The sequence below is a fragment of the Pannonibacter sp. Q-1 genome (assembly GCF_054073275.1).
This window is the reverse complement of the sequence record NZ_JBSXNB010000001.1, coordinates 309,386-335,657: the sequence shown is the minus strand read 5'-3', so window position 1 is coordinate 335,657 and position 26,272 is coordinate 309,386. Positions and strand designations below refer to the sequence as shown.

Here is a 26,272-nt window from a genome sequence, read left to right as displayed (position 1 = left end):
GCTGCGAGATCTGGTCAAATCCGGCCAAGAACGATGGCGTCTTCGGCATCCCACGCGAATGGAACGGCCTCGCCGCGCTTGACGGGATTCGTGTAGAAAGCGCCGTCGCTGACGATTGCAGTGAACTCTTCCACACCTGGCCCCTCCGCCGTCAGCTTCACGGTCGGGCCCAGATATTCGATGTTGGTGATGATGCCGGTGAAGCCGAGGCCCGGACTTGCCGGTTGCGCCAGCCTGACCTTGTGGGTGCGCACGGCGATATCGGCTATGCCGCCGGTTTCCGCGGCGCGCCCGGATGCTGCGAAACTGCCGCCGCCGGACGTCTCGATGAGGACGCTGTCCCCGGTGGTGCTGGCAACGCGCCCCGTGATGACATTGTGGTCGCCCATGAAGCGGGCAACGAAGGCCGTCGCCGGACGCTCGAAGATGGTGCGGGGGCTTGCGGCCTGTTCGATCCGGCCATCGTTCATGACCACGATCAGATCAGCCAGAGCCATCGCCTCTTCCTGGCTGTGGGTGACGTGAACGAAGGTGATGCCGAGCTGGTGCTGCAGACGCTTGAGTTCGGCGCGGACCTTGATCTTCAGAAACGGGTCCAGTGCCGACAGCGGCTCATCCAGCAGCAGCACTTCCGGATCGGTGATCAGGGCGCGGGCGAGGGCAACGCGCTGCTGCTGCCCGCCCGAAAGCTGCGCCGGGCGGCGCTCCGCATAGGGCTCCATCTGCACCAGACGGAGCATTTCCAGCGCCTTGGCCCGGCGTTCGGGCTTGGCCACGCCCTTCATCTTCAGGCTGAAGGCAACGTTGTCGGTGACGTCGAGGTGAGGAAACAGCGCATAGGACTGGAACATCATCGCCGTGCCGCGCTTTGCGGGCGGCAGATCGTTGATCATCGTGTTCCCAAGCAGGATATCGCCCGACGAAATGGCCTCATGGCCGGCAATCATGCGCAAGGTCGTCGACTTGCCGCAGCCGGACGGCCCCAGCAGGCAGCAGTAGCTTCCGGCCGGAATCTTGAGACTGATCGAGCGGACGGCCGTAGCCGTGCCATAGACCTTGGAAACGGAGGCGATTTCGATGGTGGCTGCTTTGCTCATGCGGCGTTCCTTGCTGGACCATCGCTTCGCATCATTCGTGCCAGTTTGCGGTTGGCTGCCTAACCTGTTGTTTTGAAAAGGAATACTGGTTGAGCCTGTGATTTGTGCCGATGCCCGGCCCACGCGCTGCTTAAAAAATACCCGATTGCGTTCAATGAACTGAATAAATTGTATGCAATATTTTCCGGAAGATGTATGCAAGAAGGGATTTCATCCTGCGCGTTTCGGAGTAAGAAATGGTGGGCAGAACAGGGGAGCCATGGGCACCATCGATTCGACATCACAGGACGGGCCGCAGGCCGGGGATGACCGCACCCAGGCCATCCGCGATCATTTGCGCGATGCCATCGTTGACCGCCGCCTGGCGCCCGGCGCCAAGCTCACCGAAAGCGAAGTCGGTGCGCTGTTCGATGTGAGCCGCACCGTCGCCCGCGCCGCCTTGCAGATGCTGTCGTTTGAGGGGCTGGTGCGGTTCGAGCGCAACCGTGGGGCCTTCGTGGCAAATCCGACGCCTGCGGAAGCCCGGCAGCTTTTCACTGCGCGGCGGCTCGTCGAACCGGGGATTGTGGCTTCCGTGATCGAGAACGCCACGCCCGCCGACTTTGCCCGCCTGCGCGAGCATCTGATCGAAGAGCAGGGCCACATGAATGCGCGCGGGCCGAACGCGCGCCGCGCCGAGATCAAGGCTTCAGGTGAATTTCACCTGCTGCTGGCCGCCATCGGCGGCAACCAGATCCTGCAGCGCTTTATCGAGGAACTGATCGCCCGGTCCTCGCTGGTGATTGCGCTTTACGGACGGACAGGCTCGTCCAGTTGCGGCCTGGACGAGCACCGCCAGATTGTCGATGCACTTGAAGCTGGGGATGCGAAAGGCGCCGAGGCCCTGATCGTCCATCACATCGATCACATCGAAATGGATCTGGACCTCGACACCCGCTCCGGTCTGGCGCTGCGGGAGGCCCTGCAGCTTTAGTGCAATTCCAGCAAAAGTGGGAACCGGTTTTGCGTCCGGAATTGCGTGAAAACAAAGAAATAGAGCACTCTCGGCGGCCCGTTTTTCAACGAAAGTGCTCCAGGTTCCGCGCCTATCCCAGATGTTGCTTGAAGAAGGCGATGGTGCGCTCTTCGGCGAGCTTTGCGGCGGCCTCGTCGTAGCGCGGCGTGGTATCGTTGTGGAAACCGTGGTTCACACCGGGATAGATATAGGCCGTGTAGGTCTTGCCATTGGCCTTCAGCGCTTCCTCATAAGCGGGCCAGCCTGCGTTGATGCGCTCATCCAGCTCCGCATATTGCAGCAGCAGCGGTGCCTGAATGGCCGGAACGCCGTCCAGCGGCGCCTGGCGGCCATAGAATGGCACGCCCGCCGCAAGCTCCGGATAGGCAACGGCAATGGCATTGACCACGCCGCCGCCGTAGCAGAAGCCGACGGCTCCCACCTTGCCGGTGCCGTCCTCGCGGGCGAGCAGATGCTCGAAACCGGCGAAGAAGTCATTCATCAGCTTTTCCGGATCAACCGTCTGCTGCAGCTCGCGGCCCTTGTCGTCATTGCCCGGATAGCCGCCAACGGAGGTGAGTCCATCCGGCGCCAGCGCCATGAAACCGGCCTTGGCGAGCCGCCGTGCCACATCCTCGATATAGGGGTTGAGACCCCGGTTCTCGTGGATCACCAGCACGGCCGGCAGCTTTGCAGCGGCTCCTGCGGGCTTCACCAGATAACCGTTCACCTCGCCGTTGCCATTGGGGGAGGCATAGGTGATGCGTTCCGCCACGATCCCGGCATCATCGGGCGCCACCTGCTGGGCGAGGGCATAGTTGGGAGCCAGCTGATCCAGCAGCATGGCGGCCGTAATGCCCGCGACCGTAAACTTGGCGGCCTTTTCCAGGAAGTCGCGCTTGGTGATCTTGCCGTGGGCATAGAAGTCGTAAAGGTCGAGCAGTTCCTGCGGGAAATCCCGTGCGGTCTTGCGCTGCATGGGCGTCATGTCGTTCATGATGTGCTCCCTGTCGATGATGGCCCGCCCCCGGGCGGTGCCATTCGCCAGCTGGTACACTAATGCGCCTTTATGCCAGTTCGAGGCTGATCAGCCTCAAGCACGCAAACGTGAACGTCCTGTCTTGCCGTTACGCCCGTTCCAGCGCCGCCACCACTTCCACATGCGGGGAGTAGAGGAACTGATCCACCGGCGTAACGCGGGTGACCTTGAAGCCGCCGTCGATCAGGATGCGCAGATCGCGGGCGAGGGTGGCCGGATTGCAGGAGACGGCAGCAATGCGCTTCACCTTGGAAAGGGCCAGCTGCTCGGCCTGAGCTTGCGCGCCTGTGCGCGGCGGGTCAAAGGTGACGGCATCAAAGCCTGCCAGCTCTGCCGCCATCAGCGGGCGGCGGAACAGGTCGCGCCGCTCGAAGGTGATCTGCCTGAGGCCTGCCGGCTGGCGCGAGGCCCAGTCGAGAGCGGCCACGGCTGCGGCCTCGCCTTCCACCGCATGCACGGACATGGTTTCGGCCATGCGGAAGGTGAAGGTGCCGATGCCCGCGAAAAGGTCGGCCGCCTTCTTCGACTTGCCAAGGGCTGCCAGAACCAGAGTGGCCAGATGAGCTTCGGCCTCGGCAGTGGCCTGGGTGAAGCCGCCCGGCGCCGGAACGGCTGCCACCTTGCCCATCGGCAGGGCCGGGGCACGGGCTTCCAGAATGATCTCGCCATCGACGGAAAGGCGGGCAAGACCGAGATTCGCCGTCAGGCCGGAGAGCTGCACCAGCTTCTTCTCGATGCCGGGCGCCACATTGGCCAGCGCCACATCAAGCCCCGCCTGTGTTGCCAGAACGGTAAGCCGCAGTTCGCCCTTGCGCGGCATCAGCACTTCGGCAAGGCGCTTGAGGCCCGGGACGGCGGCCACGATCTTCGGATCAAGAACGGGGCATTCGGTGATGTCCACCAGCCGGTTGCTGGCGCGCTCGTGATAGCCGAGCAGCAGCTTGTGGCCAGCGCGCACGGCCGTCAGCACGGCGCGGCGGCGGGAGCCCGGCGCACTTGGGATGACCTCATCCACCGGCACCTCGATGCCCCGGTCTTCCAGCGCGCGCACCACCTGATCCCGCTTGAAGGCGAGGTATTCGGGCTCGGCCATATGCTGCAGCGAGCAGCCGCCGCAGGCCTCGAAATGGCGGCAGGTGGGCTCCACGCGAGCCGGGCTGCGGGTGAGGATTTCGAGGATGGAAGCCCGGTCCCCTTGCGCCTTCACGCGCAGCACATCGCCCGGCAGTCCGCCGGGAACGAAAAGGGAGCCTCTCGGGCCAGAAGCCAGCCCGTCGCCCAGGTGGCCGAGGGCGGTGATGGTGATGTCGATTGTCGCGTCCGTCATCGCCGTGCGATACCCCGCCCCGCCACCAACCGCAAGCGCGGAATTGCGGGGGAGATATTGTGACAGAAGCCCTTCTTCTTGCGCAGCCGAATTCTTCAATCAATTAAAGACGTATAGCCGTAGTGATGCATTTGTTTCCTGGCGGGACTTTTGCCGCCCCCCTCCCCCTGGTGGGGAGGGGTAAGGGGTGGGGGGCTCTGAGCCCGCAACTTACTGAAAGATAGATATTTTTCTAAATTGGCAGTCATCACGAACTGCAACTCGGGATCAATTGGTTTTCTCTGCCGGACGGAGAGGCGTTCCCCCCACCCCTACCCCCTCCCCACCAGGGGGAGGGGGGCTGAAACACCGTGCCGAAGTTACCAAACTGCTGCCTTTTTCTAAGGTATGAAGTGCTTCGATTGCGCTGTGCTTTACCAACGGTGAGAGAAGGACGGCGGCCTAATGCTTATCCTCAGCCGTCCTTGCGGCCATAGAGCAGAAACTCGCGGTTGCCGTCGCCGCCGGTGACGGGGGAGGGGATGAGGCCGTGAGACTTCCAGCCGGGCAGGGCATCGAGCCAGAGGCGCAGATCTTCGGCGCAAGGGCCCACCAGATCCGGCTGCACCAGACCGCCCTTGCCGATGCCCTGACGGCCCACCTCGAACTGCGGCTTGACCAGAAGAATGGCTTCGGCGCCGGGTGCTGCAAGCTCCAGCGCCGAAGGCAGGGCGAGTTTCAGGGAAATGAAGCTGACGTCAGAGACGATCAGCTGCGGCGCTTCGCCCTCAAGGTCTGCCAGCGTCAGGTCACGGGCGTTGAGCCCGTCACGGCGGTTGACCTTCGAGTTGGAAGCAATGCGCTCATGCAGTTGGCCGTGGCCTACATCGATGGCGTGGACACGGGCGGCACCACGCTCCAGCAGCACCTGCGTGAAGCCGCCGGTGGACGCGCCGACATCCAGACAGGTCTTGCCGGCAGGATCAACGGGAAAGGCCTCCAGCGCTGCCAGTAGCTTCAGCGCGGCGCGGGAGACGTAGTTCTGTGCAGGGTCGGCCAGCGTGATCTTCTGGGTGGAAGACACAAGCTGCCCCGGCTTGGTGATGACCACGCCATCGACACTGACCGTGCCGCGCAGAATGGCATCGCGGGCGCGGGCGCGGCTGGGGGCAAGGCCGAGGTCGGCAAGGCACTGGTCAAGGCGCTGGCGGCTGGACATGCGGGCGGGGTTCCGGAGGGGTGATACCGGTGCTCAGAGGCAGCCGGCGAGGCCGGCCACCAGAACATCGAAATAGAGCTGCTCGCCATAGCGCAGCCAGCCGAAACCGGCCAGCGCAATCAGCGCTCCGCCCGTCAGTCCGCCTGCCGCGATCCAGCGTCCGGATACCACGTCCAAGTCTCCCGTTGTCCTGACTCCCCTGCCTCTGCAGGGGCCAGCTGTCAGGCGCCGTTGCGGGCGATCAGGTTCTTCAGCTTCTGCAGGGCAGTTGCCGGATCTTCCTCATAGGCGATGGTGCCGACGAAGCGGTTGCTGCCATCCATGAGGTAGATCATCGCCGAATGATCCATCGTATAGCCGCCGCCGTCCAGCGGAACTTTCTTGGCATAGACGCGGTAGGCCTTGATCACCTCGTCGATCTGCTCGCGCGAGCCGGTCAGCGGCGTGATGCGCGGGTCGAAGGCCGCCACATAGTCGCCGATCACCTGCGGGGTGTCGCGCTCCGGATCAACCGACACGAAGGCATAGCTCATCTTGTCCGCGTCCGGCCCGAGCTGCTCGATCCAGCCCTGCAGGTCCGACAGGGTGGTGGGGCAGACATCCGGACAGAAGGTGAAGCCGAAGAAGATGGCCAGCGGCTTGCCGGCAAAATCCTTGTCGGTCACCGTGGTGCCGTCGCCGCGCACAAGCGTGAAGGGGCCGCCGATGCTGGCAACGGACGCAACCTGCGCCCCGCCGCCGTTCTGCATCTGCGAGACGGTGACATATCCTGCGCCGATGGCGAGGGCGGCAACTGCCGCCCAAGCGCCGTAGCGGATGAATTTCAGAGAAGACATGTTCCCTCTCAGTGGCTGTGGGCTGCCCCGTTGTGGCTGCCGTGGTCATTGCCCTTTGCGCCCATCTTTTCGACTTTCAGCGTCACGTCGATGGGGCCTGCCTTTTCAAAGGTCAGGGTCATGGGAATGCTTTCGCCTTCCACCAGCGGTCCCTTCAGCTCCATGAGCATGATGTGGAGGCCGCCCGGCTTCAGCTCGGTGTCCTGACCGGCCGGCAGCGCGATGCCGCCTTCGACTTCCCGCATCTTCATGATGCTGTCGACAACCGCCATTTCATGCAACTCGACGCGGCCGGCTGCCGGGGACGTTGCGGAAATCAGCTTGTCATCGGCTGCACCGCCGTTGTGCACCTTCAGGAAGCCGCCGGCTGCCGGAGCATTCGGCGGGGTGGCACGGGTCCAGGGATGGTTGATGACGAGATCGCCGAGCTTGTACTCATGCGCCATGGCGGAGGAGGCAAGCAGGGCAAGGGCAGCGGCAGCACCGGCAAGGGTCTTCAGAATGGTCATGTGTCTTCCAGTCATGTAGGGCGGCAGCATCAGGCATGCCGCAGATCATCAGGGGTGAACGCGTGCGGGATGTCAGATCGCAGGCGGTGCCCTGATGGCCTTGCCGGTCAGCAAGGCTTCGGTGACGGGAAGGGATTGGTTTTGCAGCAGCGGCAGGACCGCCGCTTCCGGAATGCGCAGGCTTGAATCGCTCAAGGGCGCGGCAAACAGCGGGCCGGTGATGGCAATGTGGCAACCCGTGGCACAGACGCAGGCTGCCGGATCATGCGGCGCCCTGGGTGCTTCAGCAGGTGTATCGCCGGGCAGGGTAGCTTCGACACTCTGGCTCATGCCGAGACAGATGCTGCCGAAGTCCACATCCCCGGCCAGCGCCGCCGCATGGGCAGGCGAAGCCAGAAGGAAGAGCCTGAAGACAAGGGCAATCACCGCCATCAGTGCGAATGGCGTGCGTTCCGTGCGCAGGATTGCAAACAGGCTCGAAGGCGTCTTCATGGGCGCACTATGACTATTTCCTGTGCAGTGTGCGAGCGCAAATTTGCCGCACCTTGCCCCTCACGCGGTGCCATCCGTCTTTTCCGTGTCCTGTCCGGCGCCGGGGACATTTTCCTCCGTGACACCGGGCTCGGCCGGATCGAAGGCCTGTGTGTCATAGGCCGGGAATTCTTCCGGCGGAATGATGAGCGGATCGGTGGTGTCCAGCGGATCGGGGGCGATGACCGAGCCGACCTGCGCGGTCGCGGCATATTCGAAGTCGGTCTTGTCGGCGCGCGAGGGGGTCTTGCGGGCCAGCAGACGGCCGGAGACGAAGAGGATCGTCACCACCTGCACCAGGGCCACCTGGGCGTAAAGTCCTTCCGAGCCCATGACATACATCAGCAGCGAGGCGGACATGGGGCCTATGATCGAGCCGATGCCATAGGCAAGCAGCAGGCCGGAAGAGGTTTCCACATATTCCGCCGGGTCGGCATGATCATAGGCATGGGCGACGGCGACGGAATAGGCGGGCTGCAGGAAGGCGCCGACGCTCATGGTCATCAAGGTGGCGATGAGCGGATTCGAAGGTTTGAACACGACGATGAGGCAGGCCATCGTCAATGTCGCCATGGCAAGGCCGACGAGCACGAAACGCCGGTCGATGCGGTCCGACAGGCGGCCAAAGGGCCACTGGGCAATTACGCCGCCGCCGATGAAGGCTGCGGCATAGAACGCCGCCTGATCATTGCTGAGGCCGATCTGCGAGCCATAGAGCGGCGTCAGCGTCCACATGGCGCTGCTGGCGACGCCGACAAGGAAGCAGCCGACAAGGGCGGCGGGCGAGGTGATGTAGAGTTTCACCGGGCGGAAGCGCACCAGCGTGATCGGCGCGGGCTGGTTGGCGTTGGTCAGCGACACCGGGATGACCGCGAGGCTGACCATGACGGAGGCCACGGCAAAGGGCAGGAAGCTGGTGATGCCGGTGGCGGTGATCGACACCTGACCGGCCATCATCGCTGCATAGAGCACGACGATGTAGACCGACATGATGGTGCCGCGGTTGCGGTTGTCGGCGGCCTCGTTCAGCCAGCTTTCGACGATCATGTAGAAGCCGGCGAGACAGAAGCCCGAGACGGCGCGGATGAGGCTCCACGAGATCGGGTCCATCAGCACCGGGTGCAGGATGACGGCAGCCGACATCAGCGAAACCAGCGCCGCGAAGGCCCGGATATGACCGGCACGCATGATCACGTAGGGCGAGCCAAGGCAGCCGAGCACCATGCCGACAAAGTAGAACGACGACATGAAGCCGATTTCGAGATCGGAGAAGGACGCCTGCTGGGCGGCAAGCGGCAGCAGCGTGCCCTGCAACCCGTGGCCGACGAGCAGCAGCGCCACCGAGGCAAGCAGGGCGGAGATGGAGGCCAGAGCCTTGATCATGATGTCATCCTCAACGCACGCGCGGCAGCAGTCTACCCGGTGGTTGTGAAAATTTTCGTTCTGCTGTGCCGGTGCACTCAGGCGCGCAGGGCAAGACCGGCGGCGTCCTTGCCCAGCACCTCGAAGACCTTGCGCATGATGCCTTCGGCGTTGAGGCCTGCGTCGCGGTACATCACGTCCGGCTTGTCGTGGTCCTGATAGCGGTCGGGCAGGGTCATGGTGCGCACCTTGAGGCCTTTGTCCAGCGCGCCAAGCTCGGCCAGCGCGCTCAGCACATGGCTGCCGAAGCCGCCAACGGAGCCTTCCTCGACGGTGATCAGCACCTCGTGCTCGCGGGCGAGCCGCGTCAGCAGGTCCAGATCCAGCGGCTTGGCGAAGCGGGCGTCGGCCACGGTCGTCGAAAGACCGGCTGCATCCAGTTCATGCGCCGCCGTCATGCACTCCGCCAGACGGGTGCCGAAGGACAGCAGCGCCACCTTGGTGCCTTCCTTGCGGATGATGCCCTTGCCGATCGGCAGCACCTGCCCGCGCTCCGGCAATTCGATGCCAAGGCCTTCACCGCGCGGATAGCGGAAGGAGATGGGGCCTTCGTCATAGGCTGCAGCGGTTGCCACCATGTGCTTCAGCTCGGCTTCGTCGGCCGCTGCCATCACCACGAAGCCGGGCAGGCAGGCGAGGAAGGCCGTGTCGAAGGCACCCGCATGGGTGGGGCCATCGGCGCCCACCAGCCCCGCACGGTCGATGGGGAAGCGCACGGGCAGGCCCTGGATGGCGACGTCATGCACGACCTGATCGTAGCCACGCTGCAGGAAGGTGGAATAGATGGCGACGAAAGGCTTGTAGCCTTCGCTGGCAAGGCCCGCACCAAACGTGACGGCATGCTGTTCGGCAATGCCGACGTCGAAGACGCGGGTGGGGAACACCTGCTGCATCAGGTCAAGGCCCGTGCCGTCGGGCATGGCTGCGGTGACGCCGACGATCTTCTCGTCACGCTCGGCCTCTTCCACCAGCGCACGGGCAAAGACGCTGGTGTAGCTCGGCGCGTTGGCCTTGGGCTTGTCCTGCTTGCCGGTGATCACATCGAAGCGCGCGACGCCGTGATACTTGTCCTTGGCGCCTTCTGCCGGGGCGTAGCCCTTGCCCTTCTGCGTGACCACATGAATGAGCACCGGCCCCTGATGGGTGTCGCGCACATTCTTCAGGACGGGCAGCAGATGGTCCATGTTGTGGCCATCGACCGGGCCGACGTAATAGAAGCCCAGTTCCTCGAACAGGGTGCCGCCGGTCCAGAAGCCCCGGGCATATTCCTCGGCCCGCGCCGCCTTTTCCTGCAGCGGGCGCGGCAGGGTGTGGGCAATCTTCTTGGCCGCATCGCGCAGCGACTTGTAGGTCGGGCCCGAAACGAGCCGTGCCAGATAGGCGGACATGGCGCCCACCGGCGGGGCGATGGACATGTCGTTGTCGTTGAGGATGACGATCAGCCGCGAGTTGAGCGCCCCGGCATTGTTCATGGCCTCATAGGCCATGCCGGCGGAGATCGACCCGTCGCCGATGACGGCGATGACATTGTTGCTGCGCCCGTCCAGATCCCGCGCCACGGACATGCCGAGGCCGGCGGAGATGGATGTGGAGGAATGGGCCGCGCCGAAGGGATCAAACGGGCTTTCGCTGCGCTTGGTGAAGCCCGAAAGGCCGCCCGGTTGGCGCAGGGTGCGGATGCGGTCGCGCCGTCCGGTCAGGATCTTGTGCGGGTAGCACTGGTGACCCACGTCCCAGATCAGCCGGTCATCCGGTGTGTTGAAGACATAGTGCAGCGCCACCGTCAGCTCGACGACGCCAAGGCCTGCGCCAAGGTGCCCGCCGGTTTGGGAAACCGCATCAATTGTTTCCGTGCGCAGTTCTTCGGCCAGCTGGCGCAGGTCGCTCTCGGGCAGGGCGCGCAGGGCGTCCATGCCGGTGATCCCGTCAAGCAAAGGGGTATGCGGCTTAGAAGACACGCTTTGGGTCACTCCATGACACGGCAATGATGCGGCGCAAACAAGGTTCGAGCCTTACACCAACCATCTGGGCGGCGCAAACCGTTCGGCAAGGCCCGTCAGGTTCCGGAGCGGGAGTCGTGAAGCGAATGGCAATCCAGGCGCTGAAAAATCGTACCATAAGCCCCTGATTGTCACCCGAAAGGGTGATGCAGCAAGGTTTGAAATGTCCTAAGGGTTACGCGTGGTCGATGGGGCCACGTGCACAGTGATAACTTGGACCGTGTTTCGGCACGGTCCTTTTTTTTAAGCCATGGATGACCTTACGTCAGGCGTGGTGAGCTTATCCAGCGGAAACCGCCTGGGGATTTGAGGGGACTGGTCAGGTTACGGATAGAGGCTCGCGAGCCTGAAGATCACCTGAGCCAGTTCCAGCTGGGACCGCGTGCCGGTCTTTTCATAAATCCTGCGCAGATGGGTCTTGGCGGTGTTGCGCGTGACGGACAGCGAATCCAGCGTGTCTGTCAGGGAGCCGCTGACAACGAGAAAAAAGGCAAGCCGCGCCTCACTTTTCGACAGGCCATATACCGCTTGCAGCGCAGTGCCGATTTCTTCGGGCAGATTGCGCGGCAGATGAATGCGGATCAGCACATGGGAAGCGCCTTCCTGTCCCTCCTGCCCGGTCACTGTCATCACGATGCGGCACGGGGTCCCGCTTTGCGTGATGAGAACAAGCTCCTGCGGCCGGGACAGATCCGTTTCCCGCTTTGCCGAGCGGCCGGATCCGAACAGGAGGCCCGGCGTCAGCCGGTCGAGCAGCGGATCCAGCTTCTCTTCCAGTTCCTTGGCAAGAATGTTCAGCCTGCCCGCCCGCACTTCCAGAAGGTCGTTCAGGCCAAGTTCGTCGAGCGTGGTGCCGCAAGACGTGACAATTCGCCGCGTACTGTCGATCAGAAGGGACAAGTGGCTGCCGGATTGCAGCATCAGCCGTATCTGCCCCGCTTGCTGCCGGGCCTCGCCAATGCGGGCAGCACAGTCCAGCGCCAAATTGAGGCGCCTGGACAGCAACTCGATGAGACAAAGCTCCTGCGTGCCGAAGGGCGGCTGCGGGGCCTCACGGAACGCGGCGAGCAGAGCCTTCTGCCCGTTCCTGTCATAGATACGGGACATCAGCGCCTTTTTAGAACGCAGGTTATCCTGCGCTTCAGGGGAAGCCGGCGCCGGGCTCTGAGCGGGGCTGCTGATCTTGCGCTTGCAATGGAAAGTCAGCTGATCCGCATCATGCAGCATATAGGCTATGATGGACTTGCCGCTTTCCACCTGGCTGCGGGCCAGATGAACGAGAACCGGCTCGGCCACGGCCCTGTCGCAAAAGCGTGCATCATGGCGTCCGTCCGGTCCGAACGTCAGCAAGATAAGCCTTGCGTCAAGTATCTGGTTCAGTGCGTTGCAGATGCGTGGCCAGCCGGCGGGTTCCAGAATGGCATCCAGAAGCCCCTCAAGCTCCCTGTTGAGAGCGGCAACAGGATCGTCAGGCCTGCCGCACCCGGGTGTCCGGCTGTTCCCGTCCGCCTCCATCGGCTTATGAACCTCTGTGACGGGCCGTTCAGGCCTCGGGGTCAAGCGGCACGGTCTTTGCGGCGCGGCCGTCAGCGCCAAGCTGGATCTTCTCCACCTTTTCTTCCGCAGCTTTCAGAAGCTGGTCGCAACGGGCACGCAGGCGGTCGCCGCGCTCATACATCTCGATGCTCTTTTCCAGCGGCACATTGCCCTGTTCCAGAGCCCTGACGATGCTTTCCAGCTGGCTCAGCGCCTCTTCAAAGGACAGGGCAGCCAGAGCCGCAGCTTCGTCGTGGGAAAGCGTTCCGTTTGCCATGGTGTCATCCTCGCCGGTTGGTCAGGCTGGCGACCCTTGCCGGAACGCTGCCGGGCGTCAAGCCTGACAATCCTGTTTTGCCGAAGTTTCCTACCCTGTCATCAGCGTCATGACATGGGCGGCCGTGGAGCGGGCCAGCCCTTCAAGGTCATAGCCGCCTTCCAGCAGGGAGACCACACGCCCGCCGGCATGCTGGTCCGCCACATCCATCAGCACGCGGGTGATCCAGCCGAAATCGGCTTCCACCAGATTGAGCCCGCCGAGCGGATCGCGCGCATGGGCATCGAAACCGGCGGAGATGATGATCAGTTCAGGCCGGAAGGCTTCCAGCCGCGGCAGGATGCCGGTTTCCACAGCCTCGCGGAAGATGGCGCCGTCATCGCCTGCGGCCAAAGGCACGTTGACGATCGTATCCGCTTCGCCGCGCTCGCTGGCGGCACCCGAGCCGGGGTAAAGCGGCATCTGGTGGGTGGAGCAATACATGACGGACGGGTCGGCCCAGAAAATGTCCTGCGTGCCATTGCCGTGATGCACGTCGAAATCGACGATGGCGACGCGGCCAATGCCATGGACGGCCTGCGCGTGGCGGGCGGCAATCGCGGCGTTGTTGAACAGGCAGAAGCCCATGGCCCGCTCATGTTCCGCGTGATGGCCGGGCGGACGCGATGCCACGAAGGCATTGCTGACCTTGCGGGTCACCACTTCATCGACTGCCTGACAGGCCGCGCCTGCGCCGCGCAGGGCCGCCTCCCAGCTGCCGGGGGAAAGCGTCGTGTCCGCATCGAGCCGCACCAGCCCTTCTTCCGGCGCAGCCTTGTAGAGCCGGTCCACATGCGCCATGGGATGGGCCCGGGCGATGGCCTCCACTGTGCCCATTGCTGCCGTTTCCCGCTCCAGCGCCTGAAACCGCTCGTGCTCCAATACCCTGTCGATGGCCCGCAGCCGGTCCGGCCGCTCCGGATGGCCGATGGGCGTCAGGTGATCGAGAAAGCAGGGATGGGAAATCAGAAGGGTGGACAAGGATCTGCGCTCCTCCGCAAGAACAGGGGTGCCAGTGAGCGGCATTTCATCCCGGCCTGTCAATCCGTGAGGTCACGCTTGCGCTGATTGCTGAGGAGAAGGGAACTTGAGGGGGCGGCAGACAAAAGAAAGGACTTGGCCACAAGGTCAAGTCCTTCTGAAGGTGCGAGCATCGCTATGCTCGGGGGAGGTCCGCTGCATCTCCTATCCTCAAGACTATTGGTAGCTGATTCTGTGCCGCCTCACGCAGGTGATTACAGTAACAATTGTCAGACAGGCTGTGCATAAGCCAGCTCATCAACGGGGTTCAACGGGTTTGATATTGGCGAAATATTCAGGCAGGTAAAATGCTTACGCGGATCAGCCTAGGAAATTTCAGCAGGATGATGTCCCGGCCGGTCAGAGGTGCGCTCACCTTGGGGCAGCGGCGCGGCGCAGCCTGTCGTTGATTGCTTCGCCCAGTCCTTCGCCGGGGATCGCTTGCACCGCGATGACGGCGGCCCCGCTCGCATCCAGCTGGCGCAGGGCGGAGAAGAGATTGGCCGCCGCTTCCACCAGATCGCCGGTGGGGGAGAGGTTGAGGCAGGCCCTTGCCTGATCTGCACCGGGCAATCCATTCGGGCCAAACAGCAGCGCGGCTTCACCGGCGGCGATGCTGTTCGCCTCAAGCCGCACGGCGGCGGCGGGGGCGTAATGGGAGGTCAGCATGCCGGGGGCCTGCGGCGCGTGATCATCGGCGGCAGCGCGGATCAGGCGGCAGCCCAGCACCGCTTCGATCTCTTCCGCCGGAACGCCGCCGGGCCGCAGCAGCGCCGGAGTTTCGCCCGTCAGGCTGACGATGGTGGATTCGATGCCGATGGGGCAGGGGCCTGCGTCGATGACATGGGCCACCTTGTCCCCCAGATCCGCAATCACCGCATCCGCATCTGTTGTTGAAATGCGGCCCGAGAGATTGGCGCTGGGGGCGGCCAGCGGACGGCCGAGACGGCTGGCCAGCCAGCGCATGACGGGTGCGGCAGGCACGCGCAGCGCGACGCTGTCGAGGCCTGCGGTCGTCAGGCTGGCGATGGGGGATACTGGATTGCGCGGCACCACCATGGTCAGCGGCCCTGGCCAGAAGGCCGCGGCCAGCGCTTTCGCCCTGTCATCAAACAGGCCGTGGCGCTCCGCCGCTTTGAGGCTCTCCACATGTGAGATCAGCGGATTGAAGCTCGGCCGTCCCTTGGCTTCATAGATGCTGGCACAGGCGCGCCCGTTCGTGGCGTCGGCGGCGAGGCCGTAGACGGTTTCCGTCGGCACGGCCACCAGCTTGCCCCCGGCCAGCGCCTCCACCACCGGCTGAAGCAGGCCGGACATCATCCAGTCGGTGGACTTCAAATCGATGGGCCAGCGCTGCATTCTGGGGCTCCGGAAGCCGGGGCGGCTGCGCTGTGCCAACAGAAAACGGCGCGGCCTGCCTCTGGGTAACGTATTGACGTTTACGTAAACTGCGGTACGTTCGCAGGAGACACATGAGATGCGCGGCTTTTGCGGACTTCAGCGGTCCACGTCAAGCACCAAGCGCGTCCGCATCAGGGAGAAACAGGATGTATCGCGCGCCTCTCGCCGAAATTGCCTTCACGCTCAAGCATGTGGCCGGACTGCCGCAAGTCCGGGACGCCTATGGCGCGGAAGAGCTTGGCGAGGATCTGGTCGAGGCCATTCTGACCGAGGCCGGACGTTTCGCCGCCGAGGAAATCGCCCCGCTCAACAAGATCGCCGACAGGCAGGGCACCCCCTTCGCCAACGGCACGGTGACGACGCCGGAAGGCTGGCGCGATTGCTATCATCACTGGATCGAGGGCGGCTGGAACGCGCTGGCCGCCACCACGGACTTCGGCGGGCAGGGACTGCCGGTGATGCTGAACATCGCCGCGCTGGAGATGTGGAACTCCGCCTCCATGGCTTTCGCCCTTGGCCCGACGCTGACCATGGGCGCCGTCGAGGCACTGGAGAAGCATGCGGCGCCGGAGCTGCAGGAGAAGTACCTCGCCAAACTCGTTTCCGGCGAGTGGATGGGGACCATGAACCTGACCGAGCCGCAGGCAGGCTCTGACCTCAATGCGCTGAAGGCACGGGCGGAGCGCAACGCCGATGGCAGCTACCGTATCTTCGGGCAGAAGATCTTCATCACCTATGGCGAGCACGATCTGACGGACAACATCATCCATCTGGTGCTGGCCCGCCTGCCGGACGCGCCTGCGGGCACGCGCGGCATTTCGCTGTTCCTCGTGCCGAAATTCTTCGTCAATGACGATGGCTCGCTGGGCGCGCGCAATGATGTGCGCTGCGCGGGCATCGAGCACAAGCTCGGCATCCACGGTTCGCCGACCTGCACCATGATCTATGGGGACGAGGGCGGCGCCACCGGCTGGCTGATCGGCGAGGAGAACCGGGGCCTCGCCTGCATGTTCACAATGATGAACAACGCCCGCCTTGCGGTGGGTGTGCAGGGGCTGGGCGTGTCCGAACGTGCCTTCCAGCAGGCGCTGGCCTATGCGCTGGACCGGCGTCAGGGCCGGGCGCCCGGCGACAAGGGCGAGGGCATGAGCCCCATTGCCCTGCATCCCGACATCAAGCGCACCCTGCTCGCCATGCAGGCCCGCACGCAGGTGGCCCGTGCCATCTGCTATTCCTGCGCCCATGCCATCGACATGGCGCATCTGGCCGCAACGCCGGAAGAGCGGGCGCATTGGGCAAGCCGCGCCGGGCTGCTGACGCCCATCGCCAAGGCGCTTTCCACCGACTTCGGCGTGGAATCGGCCTCGCTCGGCGTGCAGGTCCACGGCGGCATGGGCTTCATCGAGGAAACGGGGGCCGCCCAGCACCTGCGCGATGCCCGCATTGCCCCGATCTATGAGGGCACCAACGGCATTCAGGCGATTGACCTCGTACAGCGCAAGCTGCCGCTGGAGGGCGGGGCGCATGTGGACGGGTTCATCGCCGAACTGAAGGCGATTGCGGAGACCGCCGCTGCCCATTCGGATGCAGACATCAAGGCCGCTGCCGCCCTTCTTCTGCCCGTCCTCGACGGCCTGTCCTCGGCCACAGCTTGGCTGAAGCAGGCGCAGGCCGATGGCCGGGTGGCGGAAGCGCTGGCGGGTGCAACGCCCTATCTGCGGCTGGCTGGTCTGGCGCTGGGCGGTGCGCTGCTGGTCAAGGGTGCGATGGCGGCTGACGGGCAGAACCCTGCCGCTGAGGCCCACCGCCGCCTGCTGGCACGGCACTTTGCCGAAACGCTGCTGGGCGAGACGGCTGGCCTTGCCCGCGATGTCACCGGAGCGGCGGGCGCAATCCTGGCCTTCGATCCGGCGGCCCTTTCGGCTCGCATCGGCTGATGGCTGACCTTCTGACCAAACATGAAGCGGGGAGGGCGGCATGATCCGTCATGAAAGCAGGGATGGCGTCAACCTTGTCAGGTTCGACCGGCCGGACAAGAAAAATGCCATCACCGGCGAAATGTATCTCGCCCTCGTGGACGGGTTGATGGCGGGTGAGGCGGATGCAGGTATCGGCTGCCACCTCATCAGCGGCTCGCCCGGCGCCTTCACCGCAGGCAATGATATTGCCGACTTCATGCGCTACGCCTCGCAGGGCGACCTGTCGGACACGCCGGTGCTGAAGTTCCTGTCCGTCCTTGCCCGGCTGGAAAAGCCGCTGGTCGCGGCGGTGGACGGGCTTGCCGTCGGCGTCGGCACCACGCTGCTGTTCCATTGCGACATGGTCTATGCCACGCCCCGCACGGTGCTGCGCACGCCGTTTGTCGATCTGGGGCTTGTGCCGGAGGCTGGCTCCAGCCTGCTGGCGCCGCGCATCATGGGCCACCAGCGCGCCTTTGCGCTTCTGTGCCTTGGTGATCCCTTCACGGCGGAAGCCGCGCGTGAGGCGGGCATCGTCAACCATGTGGTCAGCGAGGCCGATCTTGAAACGGCGGCTTTCGATTGCGCCAGCCGCATTGCCGCCCGTCCGCGCGAGGCCATGGCCCTCTCCCGCCGCCTGCTGCGCGGGGACCGGACGGAGGTTCTGGCACGGATGGACGAGGAAGCCCTCATCTTCGGCCAGCGGCTCTCCTCCCCGGAAGCCGCCACCGCCTTTGCGGCCTTCATGGGCAAGGGGAAGGGGTGAGACGGTAAGGCGTGGAACTTGCTCTGCCCTGTCACAGACATGCAGCCTTGCAGCTTGCTCAGGTGTCACCCCGGCCCTTTGAGCCGGGGCCCACTCGTTTCCAGAGATGTGCCGTTGTTTGAAAGGGCGCGGCAATGGAAGCCACTTTTTGTTAGCCTCTACAGCGGTAGTTCAATCTCGCCGCTCTGGAAGCGAGTGGTTCCCGGATCTCCGCTTCGCTTCGTCCGGGACGACGGCCTCGAACGCCTCACGGCAGCAACTCCCTGACAGGTCCCGGCACGGAGGCCGGGACGGCGTGGTGTAGGCTGAAAGCCTGCGGGAACCTGACCAGCAGAAGCCTGCAGACCCAAACAAAACAGCCCGCCGGACCTCTCCGGCGGGCTGCTTCATTTCTGTTTGTCCAAATGGCCGCGGTCAGTCGAACTCGGGGCCGCGGGCCGGGTAGGGGGTGACTTCCCGCCAGGCCTTCATCAGCGTCTCCAGCTCTTCATCCGCATGCGGCGGCAGCACGATTTCGAGGCGGACCAGAAGGTCGCCATGGCCGCCGTTTTTCGTCGGCAGGCCCTTGCCCTTGAGCCGCATGGTCTTGCCGCTGCTGGAGCCGGGCGGAATGGTGAGATAGGCCGCGCCGTCGAGCAGCGGCGTGCGCACCTTCGCGCCCAGAACCGCCTCATAGAGCGCCAGCGGCAGATCGAGATGCAGGTCGTTGCCCCGCACCACGAACAGCTTGTGCGGCTTCAGGCGGATCTCGATCACCGCATCGCCCGCTGGCCCGCCGTTGACGCCGGGCTGGCCCTGACCGCGCAGGCGGATCTTGTCGCCCTCCACGGTGCCGGCCGGGATTTTCATGTCGATGGTCTTGCCATTGGGCAGGGTGACGCGGGTCTTGCCGTCGCGGCCAAGCTCTTCGACCGTCACAAGTGCGATCATCTCGACCGTCTGTCCGGCACGGGGGGCGCCGCCGCGCGCTGCGCCCGGATCCCCGGCAAAACCGCGGGCTCCGGCGCCTGCGCCGGGCCCTGCGCCCGCGCCGCCACGGCGTGCACCGAAGCCGCCGAGAATGTCGTTCAGGATGTCGTCAAAGGCACCGCCCGTGAAGCCGCCGCCGGCACCGCCACGCGCGGAGCCTTCGCGGAAGCCGTCGAAGCCTTCAAAGCCATGCGCCTGGAAGCGCGGCTTGCCGTCGGCGCCGATCTCGCCCCGGTCGAATTTCTGGCGCTTCTCCTTGTCACCCACGATCTCATAGGCCTGGTTGATCTCGGAAAAGCGTGCCTGTGCATTCGGATCATTGGCGTTCTGATCCGGGTGATACTGCTTTGCAAGCTTGCGGAAGGCCCGTTTGATGTCCGCTTCGCTTGCCGTTTTGGTTACGCCAAGAACGGAGTAAGGGTCTTTCATTGTCAGTCCGCTATGTGGTGAAGGCGCCCGGAGCATCCGGACGCCTGATAAGTCTAGTCACGTCTCATATGGGAAGCGACAGGAAATGATGCCAGTACAAGCTTGCACGTAGCTCATGCAACGCCGGAATATCTTCTTTCAAACCCCAAGTGCGGCAAGACTGATGACGGCAAGGTTCTGGCGCGCATCCCGGCAGGCGCTTCCCTCATAGGCCTTCACCCCCTGAAAGGTGTTGGCTGTGGTGCGGAAGCTCATGCAGCCGGGCACCTGCGCGCCTTCACCGGACACCTTGGTGATGGTGCCGGAGTTGCCGCTTTCGGGGTTGAGCCAGGGAATTTCGACCTCGCCGCCCCCGGCGGGTGCGGTTTCGGCAAGCGCCAGAGCGATGGCCTTGCGGTCTGCCGGTTCAACGCCCGCACTGGCATCCGTGGGCATGCCATTGATGGAATTGGTCAGATCCAGCGGCGCGATCATGTCGTTGGTGGCGAGCGTGGCTGACATCTGCGAACAGCCAGCCGCAATCCAGCCCAGTGACAAAATCACACCAAGCGGAACCAGCCGCTTGGAAAGCGGCCGGGGATATGAAAGGTTACGCATCACAAAAGCCCTTCTTTCCCCGGGTCGGACCTTCCCGCCTGGAGGCAAAGCGCCCATCAGAACCAGTCGTGAAAGCCGATGACCCATACAGTAAACACTCCCCCGGAAGCGTTAACAAAAGGTGACTTCACGGAAGTAGCGGAACCGTTTCAGCTTTTTGCTGAATGGCTTGCGGACGCCACGGAGAAAGAGATCAACGACCCCAACGCGGTCGCGGTCGCTACGGTCGATGACAGTGGATTGCCGAATGTGCGCATGGTGCTGCTGAAGGATTTCGATGAGCGCGGCTTCGTGTTCTACACGAATCTGGAAAGCGCCAAGGGCCACGAGCTTCTGTCCGCCGGCAAGGCTGCCATGTGCTTCCACTGGAAGTCACTGCGCCGTCAGGTGCGGGTACGCGGCCTCGTCACGCAGGTGAGCGCGGAGGAGGCTGACGAGTATTACAAGTCCCGCCCGCGCGGCAGCCGGATCGGCGCCTGGGCCTCGAAACAGTCCCGCCCGCTGGAAAGCCGCTTTGCGCTGGAAAAGGAAGTGGCGCGCTACACGGCCAAGTTCGGCATTGGCGACATCCCCCGTCCCGATCACTGGTCGGGCCTGCGCATCGTCCCGGTGGAGATCGAGTTCTGGCACGACCGTCCGTTCCGCCTGCACGACCGGGTGAAATTCACCCGGGCATCGGAAGGCGAAGCATGGACGAAGGCCCGTCTCTATCCGTGAGCCACTGGAAGCTGCCCTGACATACCGGCTCCCGGTGAGCTTGACTCATCGGGAGCCGGTATAAGCCCGTGCGGCGCATGAGCAATTTCAAGGCGTGATGCCTCAGCATCGAAAGCCCTGGTATCAGAGCAGCTTCTTCCAGCGGAAATAGAGGAAGTTCACCAGGACCGCCAGAAGCATCAGGCCGAGCGAAAACGGGTAACCCCAGTCCCATTCCAGCTCCGGCATCTTGGCGAAGTTCATGCCGTAGATCGAGGCAATCAGCGTCGGCGGCAGGAACACGACAGCAAGAACCGAGAAGATCTTGATGATCTGGTTCTGCTCCAGATTGACCAGGCCGACCGTTGCGTCGAGCAGGAAGCTCAGCTTGGCATCCAGCGCATCGGCATGCTGCTTGATCGAGTTGATGTCACGCCCCAGCATCTTGCAGGCCGCCACTTGTTCGTCCGTCAGGTTCACCCGTGTTGAGCGGGCGGATAGGAACAGGAACAGCCGTGTCAGACTGGCGCAGACATCATGCATGCGTGCGACCTGCAGACCGATGCGCCCCTGCGTGCGGATGGCGGAACGGTAGGTCTCGGCCTTGCGCGAACTCAAGCCCTCCTCGAACACCTGCATCGATATCCGGTCGAAAGCATCCGACGCTTCTTCCATCACATCGGCGCAGCGGTCGCAGATGATATCCAGCAGCACGAACAGCACACCGGGGCCATTGCGCGGGATGGTGCCATCCTGCTGGACGCGGCGGGCGCAGGTCTGGATCGACTGGGGTTCGCCATAGCGGACGGTCACAAGCCGCCGGGAACTGAGGACAAAGGTGACGGATGAGGTGCGCGGATCGGGCATCCGTGCGGCCATGGGCAGCACCGCCGTCATGACGATGGCGCCGGGTTCTTCATAGAGCCGCTCCGACGTTTCGATCGAGGAGATTTCCTCCCGCGTCGGGATCTCTGCGCCCATCAGTTTTTCCGCCAGCCGCTGTTCTTCGAAGGTGGGATTGAACAGGTCAATCCACACTGCAGACGGCGGTATCTGTTCGCCGCCTTTCACTTCAACCCTAACCATGGCGGCGGCTGATGGTGTGTATGCAATGATCATGAAGGAACTCCCGCCCGATGCGCCGGGGTGACGATGCCACGCCGCATACGATTCCACCATGACAGAAAGACGACAGGCACTGGCGCATGTGAAAGAGCGCCCTGCGCGGAAGGGGGCAGAAAAAGCAAGAGCCGGGCACCCTCCTCAGATGCCCGGCTCAGAAATCAGCGGTCATGCGCATTACTTGCGGTTGGAGCCGGCCTTGGCGGCCTTGCTCTGCTTGAAGCACATGGCGGCAGCCGTCACGGCCTGGATGCCCAGCGGCTTGTAGAGATCTGCAAGGTTCGGGGCGGCGGCGGCTTTCGGGGTCTGCTTTGCAAGGGTCGACATTGTTTCTGGTCCGTTGGGCGTTGAATGGCGCGCTCAGTGATGCCCGATTGCGGCATCTATGTGGCTTTCGCGCGGGTTTTTTCTTGCCTTTCCCTGAAAAACACAGAGGAAAGACACTGACTAAAGCGTAAACTTCGACAGTTTACGTCTGGTAAAAACTTAATCCTTGGGTAAGGCGAGTTGAAGGCAAATGCCGGTCAAATAAAATGTCGTCTTGTTACAATCCGCTCACGCCTTGAAAAGGCTGATGCCCCGTATGGCCGTTCCAGAGGCGGCAAAGGCAAATTGACGGATGCGGCGGGATAAAATCCAAGGAAACCGCCTTCTCCTTTCAGACGGGTCTTGCATGGGCGGGCAAGTCATGTCTGTCTGCGCAAAAGGGCGGAATCAGCCCGCAACAGAAGTTTGGTCCCGTCTCCGGCCTTTCATGTCCGGCCCCGGGCATCGGAGATGCAAGGCATGAGCACACGGCCGCAAACCCCGGTCAAGGCAATCCTGTTCGACAAGGACGGCACGCTGATCGACTTCCAGCAGACCTGGTCGCCCGCCTTTGCCCGGCTGCTCGACACGATGGCCGCCGGAAATGCGCTGGTGAAGACCGAGCTGGCGCGGATCACCGCCTTCAATCTGGAAACCGGCCTGTTCGAGCCGCATTCTCCCTTCGTGGCGGGGGCCAATGATGCGGTCATCGGCGAATGGGCCCAGGTGATGGGCATTGCCGATACCACGGCACTCCTGCGCGAGATCGAAGCGCATCTGAAGGCCTTTGGCCTTGAAAGCCTTGCGCCGTTCCCGGCGCTGGAAGCGACGATCCGGACGCTGCATGACGCCGGCTACATCCTCGGCATCGCCACCAACGACACGGAAAGCTCCGCCCGCGCCCAGATGCGCGCACTGGGCATCGAGCAGTGCTTTGCCCAGATCTATGGCTATGACAGCGGCTTCGGGGCAAAGCCTGCGCCCGGCATGGTCATGGCCTTCCAGGAGCAGAACGGCCTGCACCCGCAGGAGGTTGCCATGGTGGGGGACAGCCTGCATGACATGCATGCAGGACGCCAGGCCGGTGCCGTTGCCGTGGCCGTTGCCACCGGGACAATTGGTGCAGACATTCTGGCCCCGCATGCGGATCACGTTCTCACCGGTCTTGATGATCTCCTGGACTGGCTTGATGCAATGATGCCGGTGCACTGAACACCGTCTCTTTGCCGGGGACGGCGTTTCTGCTCTTGCTTTTGACGGCGGCAGACGGCACCCAGATAGGGATGCCGCCTTCCGGCGGCCATTCCGGCAACAGGCCCAGCTGGGCCGGGCAGGGGAGCAGGTGGTGAGAAAGCGGTATCCCGTTCCGCGTTCTGAACTTGGGCGCGCCTCACGCTTCATGGCGGCAATGGGCGTTCCGACGCTGTTTGCCGCTGCCGTGGCCTATCGAAGCGGGGTCATCGCAGCCAACCAGCTTGAACTCAGCCTGCTGCTCGGCGCCGCTCTTGGGCTTTCCGGCCTTGGTCTGGCCATCACGGCCATCTTCTTGTGGTGGCAGCGCGGCGGGACCGGCGTCGGCGATGCTGTGCGCGCGGTGTTCTACGGTCTTGTCCTGCTCGTGCCGCTGACGCTTCTGGCTGCGGGCTGGAACATGTTTCCCCAGCTCAATGATATCAGCACCGACCCATCCGATCCGCCTCCGGCCGTTGAAGCCCTGTCTGCCCGTGATGCTCTCGCGCCGCCGCGCTTCGATGCTGCCTTGCAGACGCAGGCCTATCCGGAAATCGTCTCGCGCCGCTTCCGGCTGGAGCCGGTCGATTTGCATGCGGCTGTGCGCAAGGTGATGGAAAAGAACGGCTGGGAAATCGTCACCGAACTGCCGCCGGACATGCGCGATTCTCCCAGCCTGCTGCAGGCGATCGCCCGGGTTCCGCTCATCGGCCTTCCGGCCGGCATATCCGTGCGCGTGGAGCCTGACGTGACCGGATCCATCCTCGATGTGCGGGCCAGCTCGCGTTTCGCCGCACATGATCTGGGTTTCAATGCCCAGCAGATCCGCAGCTTCTACCGGGATCTCGATGCGGCATTGACCGAGGCCTACGGGAGCATCGGCCGCCTCAATGTCACTGAGGAAGAAGCCGAGGAGGCCCGTGCACAGGCCGAAGAACTGCCGCTCCTGACCGAGCGGCCGGAAGAGGACGCGGGCAGGCCAGTGCCTTTGCCAGGCTTCAAACCCTATCAGGCACCGGAGCCTGCCGCTGCAGAGCCGGAGTTCGACGAGATTTATCAGGGGGATGAGGTGCAGGGTCATACCGCCCCTCGATGAGCTTGGCTCATTGAGAGGTGGTCGAGTCCGTGCGGCGTCTGAGCAATTTCAAGGCGTGATGCGTCAGCATCTCAGAGCCTTGATATCAAGGCGCGAGCTTTCAGGGCGCTGCCCGGTAGAGCCCTTCGAGCCGTGCTTCTCCGTCGCACTGCGCCGCTCCTGTCTCCACCAGGCGCTCCAGTTGCGCAAAGACGGAGAGGGCCGCCGCCCCCTTCAGGCGCGGATCAAGACCTGCATAGACCGCATCAACGATCTGCGGAATGTTCGACTGTCCAAGGCGCTGCAGCACGCCGAGGATGGCTGCCTCCCGCTGCATCCGGTGTGCCTTCAGGGCAGCCATGTAGTCCTGTGCCGCGTGAAGCAGGTTGCCGTGGCCGGGCAGATAAAGGCTCTCGCTGCGCTCCATCATCCTGTCGAGTGAGGCGAGATAGGCCTGCATCGATCCGTCCGGAGGAGCGACGATGGAGGTGGACCAGGCCATGACGTGATCGGCGGAGAACATCAACCCGTCATCCGGCAGGGCGAAGGCGAGATGATTGGCCGTGTGGCCGGGTGTTTCCACCGCCTCGAACAGCCGTCCGCCGGCGGTGAAGCGCTCTCCGTCAGCCAACTGCCGGTCCGGCCGGTAGTCCATGTCGGCGCTGGCATCCAGCGGATTGACCTCGTTGCCATGCAGTGCCCGGGCTGGCCGGTGGGGCGCGCAGCCGAGTATCTGGGCACCGGTGAGCGCGGCAAGCCGCGCGGCGGCGGGCGAGTGATCCTTGTGGGTGTGGCTGACGAGAATGGCCGTGACGCTCTGGCCGCGGGTGGCCGCCAGAATGGCCTGCAGATGCGCCTCATCCTCCGGGCCCGGGTCCAGCACGGCCACCTCGCCCTCGCCGATCAGATAGGTGTTGGTGCCGTGAAACGTGAAAGGGCCGGGATTGTTCACCGTCAGCCGCCGGATGCCGGGGGCTACTTCCACCGGCTCGCCATGACGCGGATCGAAGGAAAGATCGTGCTGCAGTTTCGTCATCACCGGTCTCTTTGGAGCGGGCCAGCCCGTGCGGCGCCTGAGCAATTTCAAGGCGTGATGCGTCAGCATCTCAAAGCCTTGCTATCGCCTGTTCCTGCGCATCTGTTCAGCGCAGGACAAGTCAAGTCAAGCAATTGTCAGGTCCGGCACACAACCGTTTCCCGTTTTGATTGACCGGTCGCATTGGCGCCACTGGCATGAAGCGGTAATGTGGGCGGGTTAGAAAGCGATGGGCGGCGCTGTCTTTCCCCGAAGGAGAGGTGCGCGCGGCCGCTCACACGACCAGCCAGATGAGGACAGGCAAGGCCCCATGCCCGAACATGCTCTTTCCCTGGAAGCCGTTCTTCCCCTCAAGCGTGAGGCGGCCTTTGCCCTGACTGTGGACAGGATTGCCTCCTGGTGGCCAAGGCATGATCCCTTCTTCGGCCAGTCCGCGCAGGACGTCCTCATTGATCCGCATCTGGGCGGGGCCTGTTCGCGGGTGGGCGAGGATGGCCGGCGGATCATCTGGGGCACGGTCCTGTCCATTGAAGCGCCGCTCTATCTGCGGCTCGCCTGGCAAATCGGCCCGGACGGAAAGCCGGTTGCCGATCCTTCCGCAGCAAGCCGGGTGGTGCTGTCCTTCCGCGATGCCGGGGAGGCGACGCGCCTTGAAGTCAGCCACGGGGACTTCATCCGCCATGGCGCGGCAGGCGAGGATTACCGCGCCTTCATGGCCTCCGGGGCTGGCTGGCCGCGTTTGCTGGAAGCCCTGACGAGGGCCGCCTCTTCACGCTACATCACCTCAGGATGAGTTCCGTTCGCCCGGCAGCACCGGCCGCTCCCCGCATCAGCCTTCCGGGGCCAGGGGACGCCTGCCGTT

Annotated in this window: 26 protein-coding genes; 7 read left to right on the top strand and 19 right to left on the bottom strand. The window is 63.8% G+C overall.

Annotated elements, in window-relative coordinates; translation table 11 throughout:
- Positions 1–14: 14 nt before the first annotated feature.
- Complete coding sequence (locus tag ACVNHC_RS01510) at positions 15–1,097, bottom strand: ABC transporter ATP-binding protein (protein WP_457166253.1); 1,083 nt, start codon at positions 1,095–1,097, stop codon at positions 15–17.
- Positions 1,098–1,356: 259 nt separating this feature from the next.
- Here ACVNHC_RS01510 and ACVNHC_RS01505 point away from each other — a divergent pair, with 259 nt between their 5' ends.
- Positions 1,357–2,070, top strand: coding sequence for a GntR family transcriptional regulator (locus ACVNHC_RS01505; protein WP_457166252.1), 714 nt, complete (start codon positions 1,357–1,359; stop codon positions 2,068–2,070).
- Between the two features lie 112 nt (positions 2,071–2,182).
- Here the strand turns inward: ACVNHC_RS01505 and yghX are convergent, their stop codons facing one another.
- The 13 genes from yghX to ACVNHC_RS01440 form a co-directional block, all read right to left on the bottom strand.
- On the bottom strand, positions 2,183–3,070 hold the full coding sequence (gene yghX, locus ACVNHC_RS01500; protein ID WP_457166486.1) for a YghX family hydrolase: 888 nt from the start codon (positions 3,068–3,070) through the stop codon (positions 2,183–2,185).
- Positions 3,071–3,218: 148 nt separating this feature from the next.
- On the bottom strand, positions 3,219–4,457 hold the full coding sequence (locus tag ACVNHC_RS01495) for a class I SAM-dependent RNA methyltransferase (protein ID WP_457166251.1): 1,239 nt from the start codon (positions 4,455–4,457) through the stop codon (positions 3,219–3,221).
- Positions 4,458–4,911: 454 nt separating this feature from the next.
- A complete protein-coding gene (locus tag ACVNHC_RS01490) occupies positions 4,912–5,655 on the bottom strand; it encodes a TlyA family RNA methyltransferase (RefSeq protein ID WP_457166250.1) in 744 nt (247 codons plus the stop codon).
- Positions 5,656–5,688: 33 nt separating this feature from the next.
- Positions 5,689–5,826 carry a hypothetical protein gene (locus ACVNHC_RS01485; protein WP_157757070.1) on the bottom strand — a complete coding sequence of 46 codons (138 nt, stop codon included), beginning with the start codon at positions 5,824–5,826 and terminating at the stop codon, positions 5,689–5,691.
- A gap of 50 nt (positions 5,827–5,876) precedes the next feature.
- Entirely contained in the window at positions 5,877–6,491 is a 615-nt protein-coding gene (locus ACVNHC_RS01480) for an SCO family protein (protein ID WP_457166249.1), read from the bottom strand.
- Between the two features lie 8 nt (positions 6,492–6,499).
- Entirely contained in the window at positions 6,500–7,000 is a 501-nt protein-coding gene (locus ACVNHC_RS01475; protein ID WP_058897760.1) for a copper chaperone PCu(A)C, read from the bottom strand.
- A gap of 72 nt (positions 7,001–7,072) precedes the next feature.
- Complete coding sequence (locus tag ACVNHC_RS01470; RefSeq protein ID WP_123193702.1) at positions 7,073–7,492, bottom strand: hypothetical protein; 420 nt, start codon at positions 7,490–7,492, stop codon at positions 7,073–7,075.
- A gap of 60 nt (positions 7,493–7,552) precedes the next feature.
- Positions 7,553–8,914, bottom strand: a complete 1,362-nt coding sequence (locus ACVNHC_RS01465; RefSeq protein ID WP_457166248.1) for an MFS transporter — start codon at positions 8,912–8,914, stop codon at positions 7,553–7,555.
- 77 nt (positions 8,915–8,991) lie between these two features.
- Positions 8,992–10,911, bottom strand: a complete 1,920-nt coding sequence (dxs, locus tag ACVNHC_RS01460) for a 1-deoxy-D-xylulose-5-phosphate synthase (RefSeq protein ID WP_094462251.1) — start codon at positions 10,909–10,911, stop codon at positions 8,992–8,994.
- A 366-nt stretch (positions 10,912–11,277) separates the two neighbouring features.
- Complete coding sequence (locus ACVNHC_RS01455) at positions 11,278–12,303, bottom strand: helix-turn-helix transcriptional regulator (RefSeq protein WP_162936318.1); 1,026 nt, start codon at positions 12,301–12,303, stop codon at positions 11,278–11,280.
- Between the two features lie 193 nt (positions 12,304–12,496).
- Positions 12,497–12,766: an exodeoxyribonuclease VII small subunit gene (locus ACVNHC_RS01450; RefSeq protein WP_019963041.1), complete on the bottom strand. Its 270-nt coding sequence runs from the start codon at positions 12,764–12,766 to the stop codon at positions 12,497–12,499.
- Positions 12,767–12,856: 90 nt separating this feature from the next.
- Entirely contained in the window at positions 12,857–13,786 is a 930-nt protein-coding gene (locus tag ACVNHC_RS01445) for a histone deacetylase family protein (RefSeq protein WP_457166247.1), read from the bottom strand.
- A 411-nt stretch (positions 13,787–14,197) separates the two neighbouring features.
- On the bottom strand, positions 14,198–15,184 hold the full coding sequence (locus ACVNHC_RS01440; RefSeq protein WP_457166246.1) for an L-threonylcarbamoyladenylate synthase: 987 nt from the start codon (positions 15,182–15,184) through the stop codon (positions 14,198–14,200).
- 188 nt (positions 15,185–15,372) lie between these two features.
- Between ACVNHC_RS01440 and ACVNHC_RS01435 the strand changes: the two genes are divergently transcribed.
- Together ACVNHC_RS01435 and ACVNHC_RS01430 are read left to right on the top strand one after the other, a co-directional pair.
- Positions 15,373–17,163, top strand: a complete 1,791-nt coding sequence (locus ACVNHC_RS01435; RefSeq protein WP_457166245.1) for an acyl-CoA dehydrogenase — start codon at positions 15,373–15,375, stop codon at positions 17,161–17,163.
- A gap of 40 nt (positions 17,164–17,203) precedes the next feature.
- The gene (locus tag ACVNHC_RS01430; RefSeq protein ID WP_457166244.1) at positions 17,204–17,950 is read left to right on the top strand and encodes a crotonase/enoyl-CoA hydratase family protein; all 747 of its coding nucleotides are present in this window, start codon (positions 17,204–17,206) and stop codon (positions 17,948–17,950) included.
- A gap of 414 nt (positions 17,951–18,364) precedes the next feature.
- Here the strand turns inward: ACVNHC_RS01430 and ACVNHC_RS01425 are convergent, their stop codons facing one another.
- Together ACVNHC_RS01425 and ACVNHC_RS01420 are read right to left on the bottom strand one after the other, a co-directional pair.
- Positions 18,365–19,348, bottom strand: coding sequence for a DnaJ C-terminal domain-containing protein (locus ACVNHC_RS01425; protein WP_122519478.1), 984 nt, complete (start codon positions 19,346–19,348; stop codon positions 18,365–18,367).
- Positions 19,349–19,486: 138 nt separating this feature from the next.
- Positions 19,487–19,945, bottom strand: a complete 459-nt coding sequence (locus ACVNHC_RS01420; RefSeq protein WP_050470861.1) for an RT0821/Lpp0805 family surface protein — start codon at positions 19,943–19,945, stop codon at positions 19,487–19,489.
- A 78-nt stretch (positions 19,946–20,023) separates the two neighbouring features.
- Here ACVNHC_RS01420 and pdxH point away from each other — a divergent pair, with 78 nt between their 5' ends.
- Entirely contained in the window at positions 20,024–20,662 is a 639-nt protein-coding gene (gene pdxH, locus ACVNHC_RS01415) for a pyridoxamine 5'-phosphate oxidase (RefSeq protein WP_123193710.1), read from the top strand.
- Positions 20,663–20,785: 123 nt separating this feature from the next.
- Here the strand turns inward: pdxH and ACVNHC_RS01410 are convergent, their stop codons facing one another.
- Positions 20,786–21,760, bottom strand: a complete 975-nt coding sequence (locus ACVNHC_RS01410) for a magnesium transporter CorA family protein (RefSeq protein WP_050470863.1) — start codon at positions 21,758–21,760, stop codon at positions 20,786–20,788.
- Positions 21,761–21,940: 180 nt separating this feature from the next.
- Positions 21,941–22,090 carry a hypothetical protein gene (locus ACVNHC_RS01405; RefSeq protein WP_157757068.1) on the bottom strand — a complete coding sequence of 50 codons (150 nt, stop codon included), beginning with the start codon at positions 22,088–22,090 and terminating at the stop codon, positions 21,941–21,943.
- Between the two features lie 459 nt (positions 22,091–22,549).
- Between ACVNHC_RS01405 and ACVNHC_RS01400 the strand changes: the two genes are divergently transcribed.
- Both ACVNHC_RS01400 and ACVNHC_RS01395 read left to right on the top strand, forming a co-directional pair.
- Positions 22,550–23,281 carry an HAD family hydrolase gene (locus ACVNHC_RS01400; RefSeq protein WP_050471350.1) on the top strand — a complete coding sequence of 244 codons (732 nt, stop codon included), beginning with the start codon at positions 22,550–22,552 and terminating at the stop codon, positions 23,279–23,281.
- A gap of 133 nt (positions 23,282–23,414) precedes the next feature.
- Positions 23,415–24,395, top strand: coding sequence for a DUF1499 domain-containing protein (locus ACVNHC_RS01395; RefSeq protein WP_157757067.1), 981 nt, complete (start codon positions 23,415–23,417; stop codon positions 24,393–24,395).
- A gap of 100 nt (positions 24,396–24,495) precedes the next feature.
- On the opposite strand, the gene ACVNHC_RS01390 is transcribed toward ACVNHC_RS01395, so the two are convergent.
- Positions 24,496–25,410: an MBL fold metallo-hydrolase gene (locus ACVNHC_RS01390; protein ID WP_050470865.1), complete on the bottom strand. Its 915-nt coding sequence runs from the start codon at positions 25,408–25,410 to the stop codon at positions 24,496–24,498.
- A 310-nt stretch (positions 25,411–25,720) separates the two neighbouring features.
- Between ACVNHC_RS01390 and ACVNHC_RS01385 the strand changes: the two genes are divergently transcribed.
- Complete coding sequence (locus ACVNHC_RS01385; RefSeq protein ID WP_050470866.1) at positions 25,721–26,203, top strand: SRPBCC domain-containing protein; 483 nt, start codon at positions 25,721–25,723, stop codon at positions 26,201–26,203.
- Positions 26,204–26,272: the final 69 nt, after the last annotated feature.

What these genes read in the sequence shown, in the direction of transcription:
- ACVNHC_RS01470 (WP_123193702.1), bottom strand. Translation starts at nt 7,492, where the DNA reads ATGAAGACGCCTTCGAGCCTGTTTGCAATCCTGCGCACGGAACGCACG.
- ACVNHC_RS01390 (WP_050470865.1), bottom strand. Translation starts at nt 25,410, where the DNA reads ATGACGAAACTGCAGCACGATCTTTCCTTCGATCCGCGTCATGGCGAG.
- ACVNHC_RS01505 (WP_457166252.1), top strand. Translation starts at nt 1,357, where the DNA reads ATGGGCACCATCGATTCGACATCACAGGACGGGCCGCAGGCCGGGGAT.
- ACVNHC_RS01495 (WP_457166251.1), bottom strand. Translation starts at nt 4,457, where the DNA reads ATGACGGACGCGACAATCGACATCACCATCACCGCCCTCGGCCACCTG.
- ACVNHC_RS01475 (WP_058897760.1), bottom strand. Translation starts at nt 7,000, where the DNA reads ATGACCATTCTGAAGACCCTTGCCGGTGCTGCCGCTGCCCTTGCCCTG.
- ACVNHC_RS01405 (WP_157757068.1), bottom strand. Translation starts at nt 22,090, where the DNA reads ATGTCGACCCTTGCAAAGCAGACCCCGAAAGCCGCCGCCGCCCCGAAC.
- ACVNHC_RS01385 (WP_050470866.1), top strand. Translation starts at nt 25,721, where the DNA reads ATGCCCGAACATGCTCTTTCCCTGGAAGCCGTTCTTCCCCTCAAGCGT.
- ACVNHC_RS01400 (WP_050471350.1), top strand. Translation starts at nt 22,550, where the DNA reads ATGAGCACACGGCCGCAAACCCCGGTCAAGGCAATCCTGTTCGACAAG.
- ACVNHC_RS01465 (WP_457166248.1), bottom strand. Translation starts at nt 8,914, where the DNA reads ATGATCAAGGCTCTGGCCTCCATCTCCGCCCTGCTTGCCTCGGTGGCG.
- ACVNHC_RS01430 (WP_457166244.1), top strand. Translation starts at nt 17,204, where the DNA reads ATGATCCGTCATGAAAGCAGGGATGGCGTCAACCTTGTCAGGTTCGAC.
- ACVNHC_RS01410 (WP_050470863.1), bottom strand. Translation starts at nt 21,760, where the DNA reads ATGATCATTGCATACACACCATCAGCCGCCGCCATGGTTAGGGTTGAA.
- ACVNHC_RS01480 (WP_457166249.1), bottom strand. Translation starts at nt 6,491, where the DNA reads ATGTCTTCTCTGAAATTCATCCGCTACGGCGCTTGGGCGGCAGTTGCC.
- ACVNHC_RS01420 (WP_050470861.1), bottom strand. Translation starts at nt 19,945, where the DNA reads ATGCGTAACCTTTCATATCCCCGGCCGCTTTCCAAGCGGCTGGTTCCG.
- ACVNHC_RS01490 (WP_457166250.1), bottom strand. Translation starts at nt 5,655, where the DNA reads ATGTCCAGCCGCCAGCGCCTTGACCAGTGCCTTGCCGACCTCGGCCTT.
- pdxH (WP_123193710.1), top strand. Translation starts at nt 20,024, where the DNA reads ATGACCCATACAGTAAACACTCCCCCGGAAGCGTTAACAAAAGGTGAC.
- ACVNHC_RS01450 (WP_019963041.1), bottom strand. Translation starts at nt 12,766, where the DNA reads ATGGCAAACGGAACGCTTTCCCACGACGAAGCTGCGGCTCTGGCTGCC.
- ACVNHC_RS01425 (WP_122519478.1), bottom strand. Translation starts at nt 19,348, where the DNA reads ATGAAAGACCCTTACTCCGTTCTTGGCGTAACCAAAACGGCAAGCGAA.
- ACVNHC_RS01510 (WP_457166253.1), bottom strand. Translation starts at nt 1,097, where the DNA reads ATGAGCAAAGCAGCCACCATCGAAATCGCCTCCGTTTCCAAGGTCTAT.
- ACVNHC_RS01435 (WP_457166245.1), top strand. Translation starts at nt 15,373, where the DNA reads ATGTATCGCGCGCCTCTCGCCGAAATTGCCTTCACGCTCAAGCATGTG.
- yghX (WP_457166486.1), bottom strand. Translation starts at nt 3,070, where the DNA reads ATGCAGCGCAAGACCGCACGGGATTTCCCGCAGGAACTGCTCGACCTT.
- ACVNHC_RS01440 (WP_457166246.1), bottom strand. Translation starts at nt 15,184, where the DNA reads ATGCAGCGCTGGCCCATCGATTTGAAGTCCACCGACTGGATGATGTCC.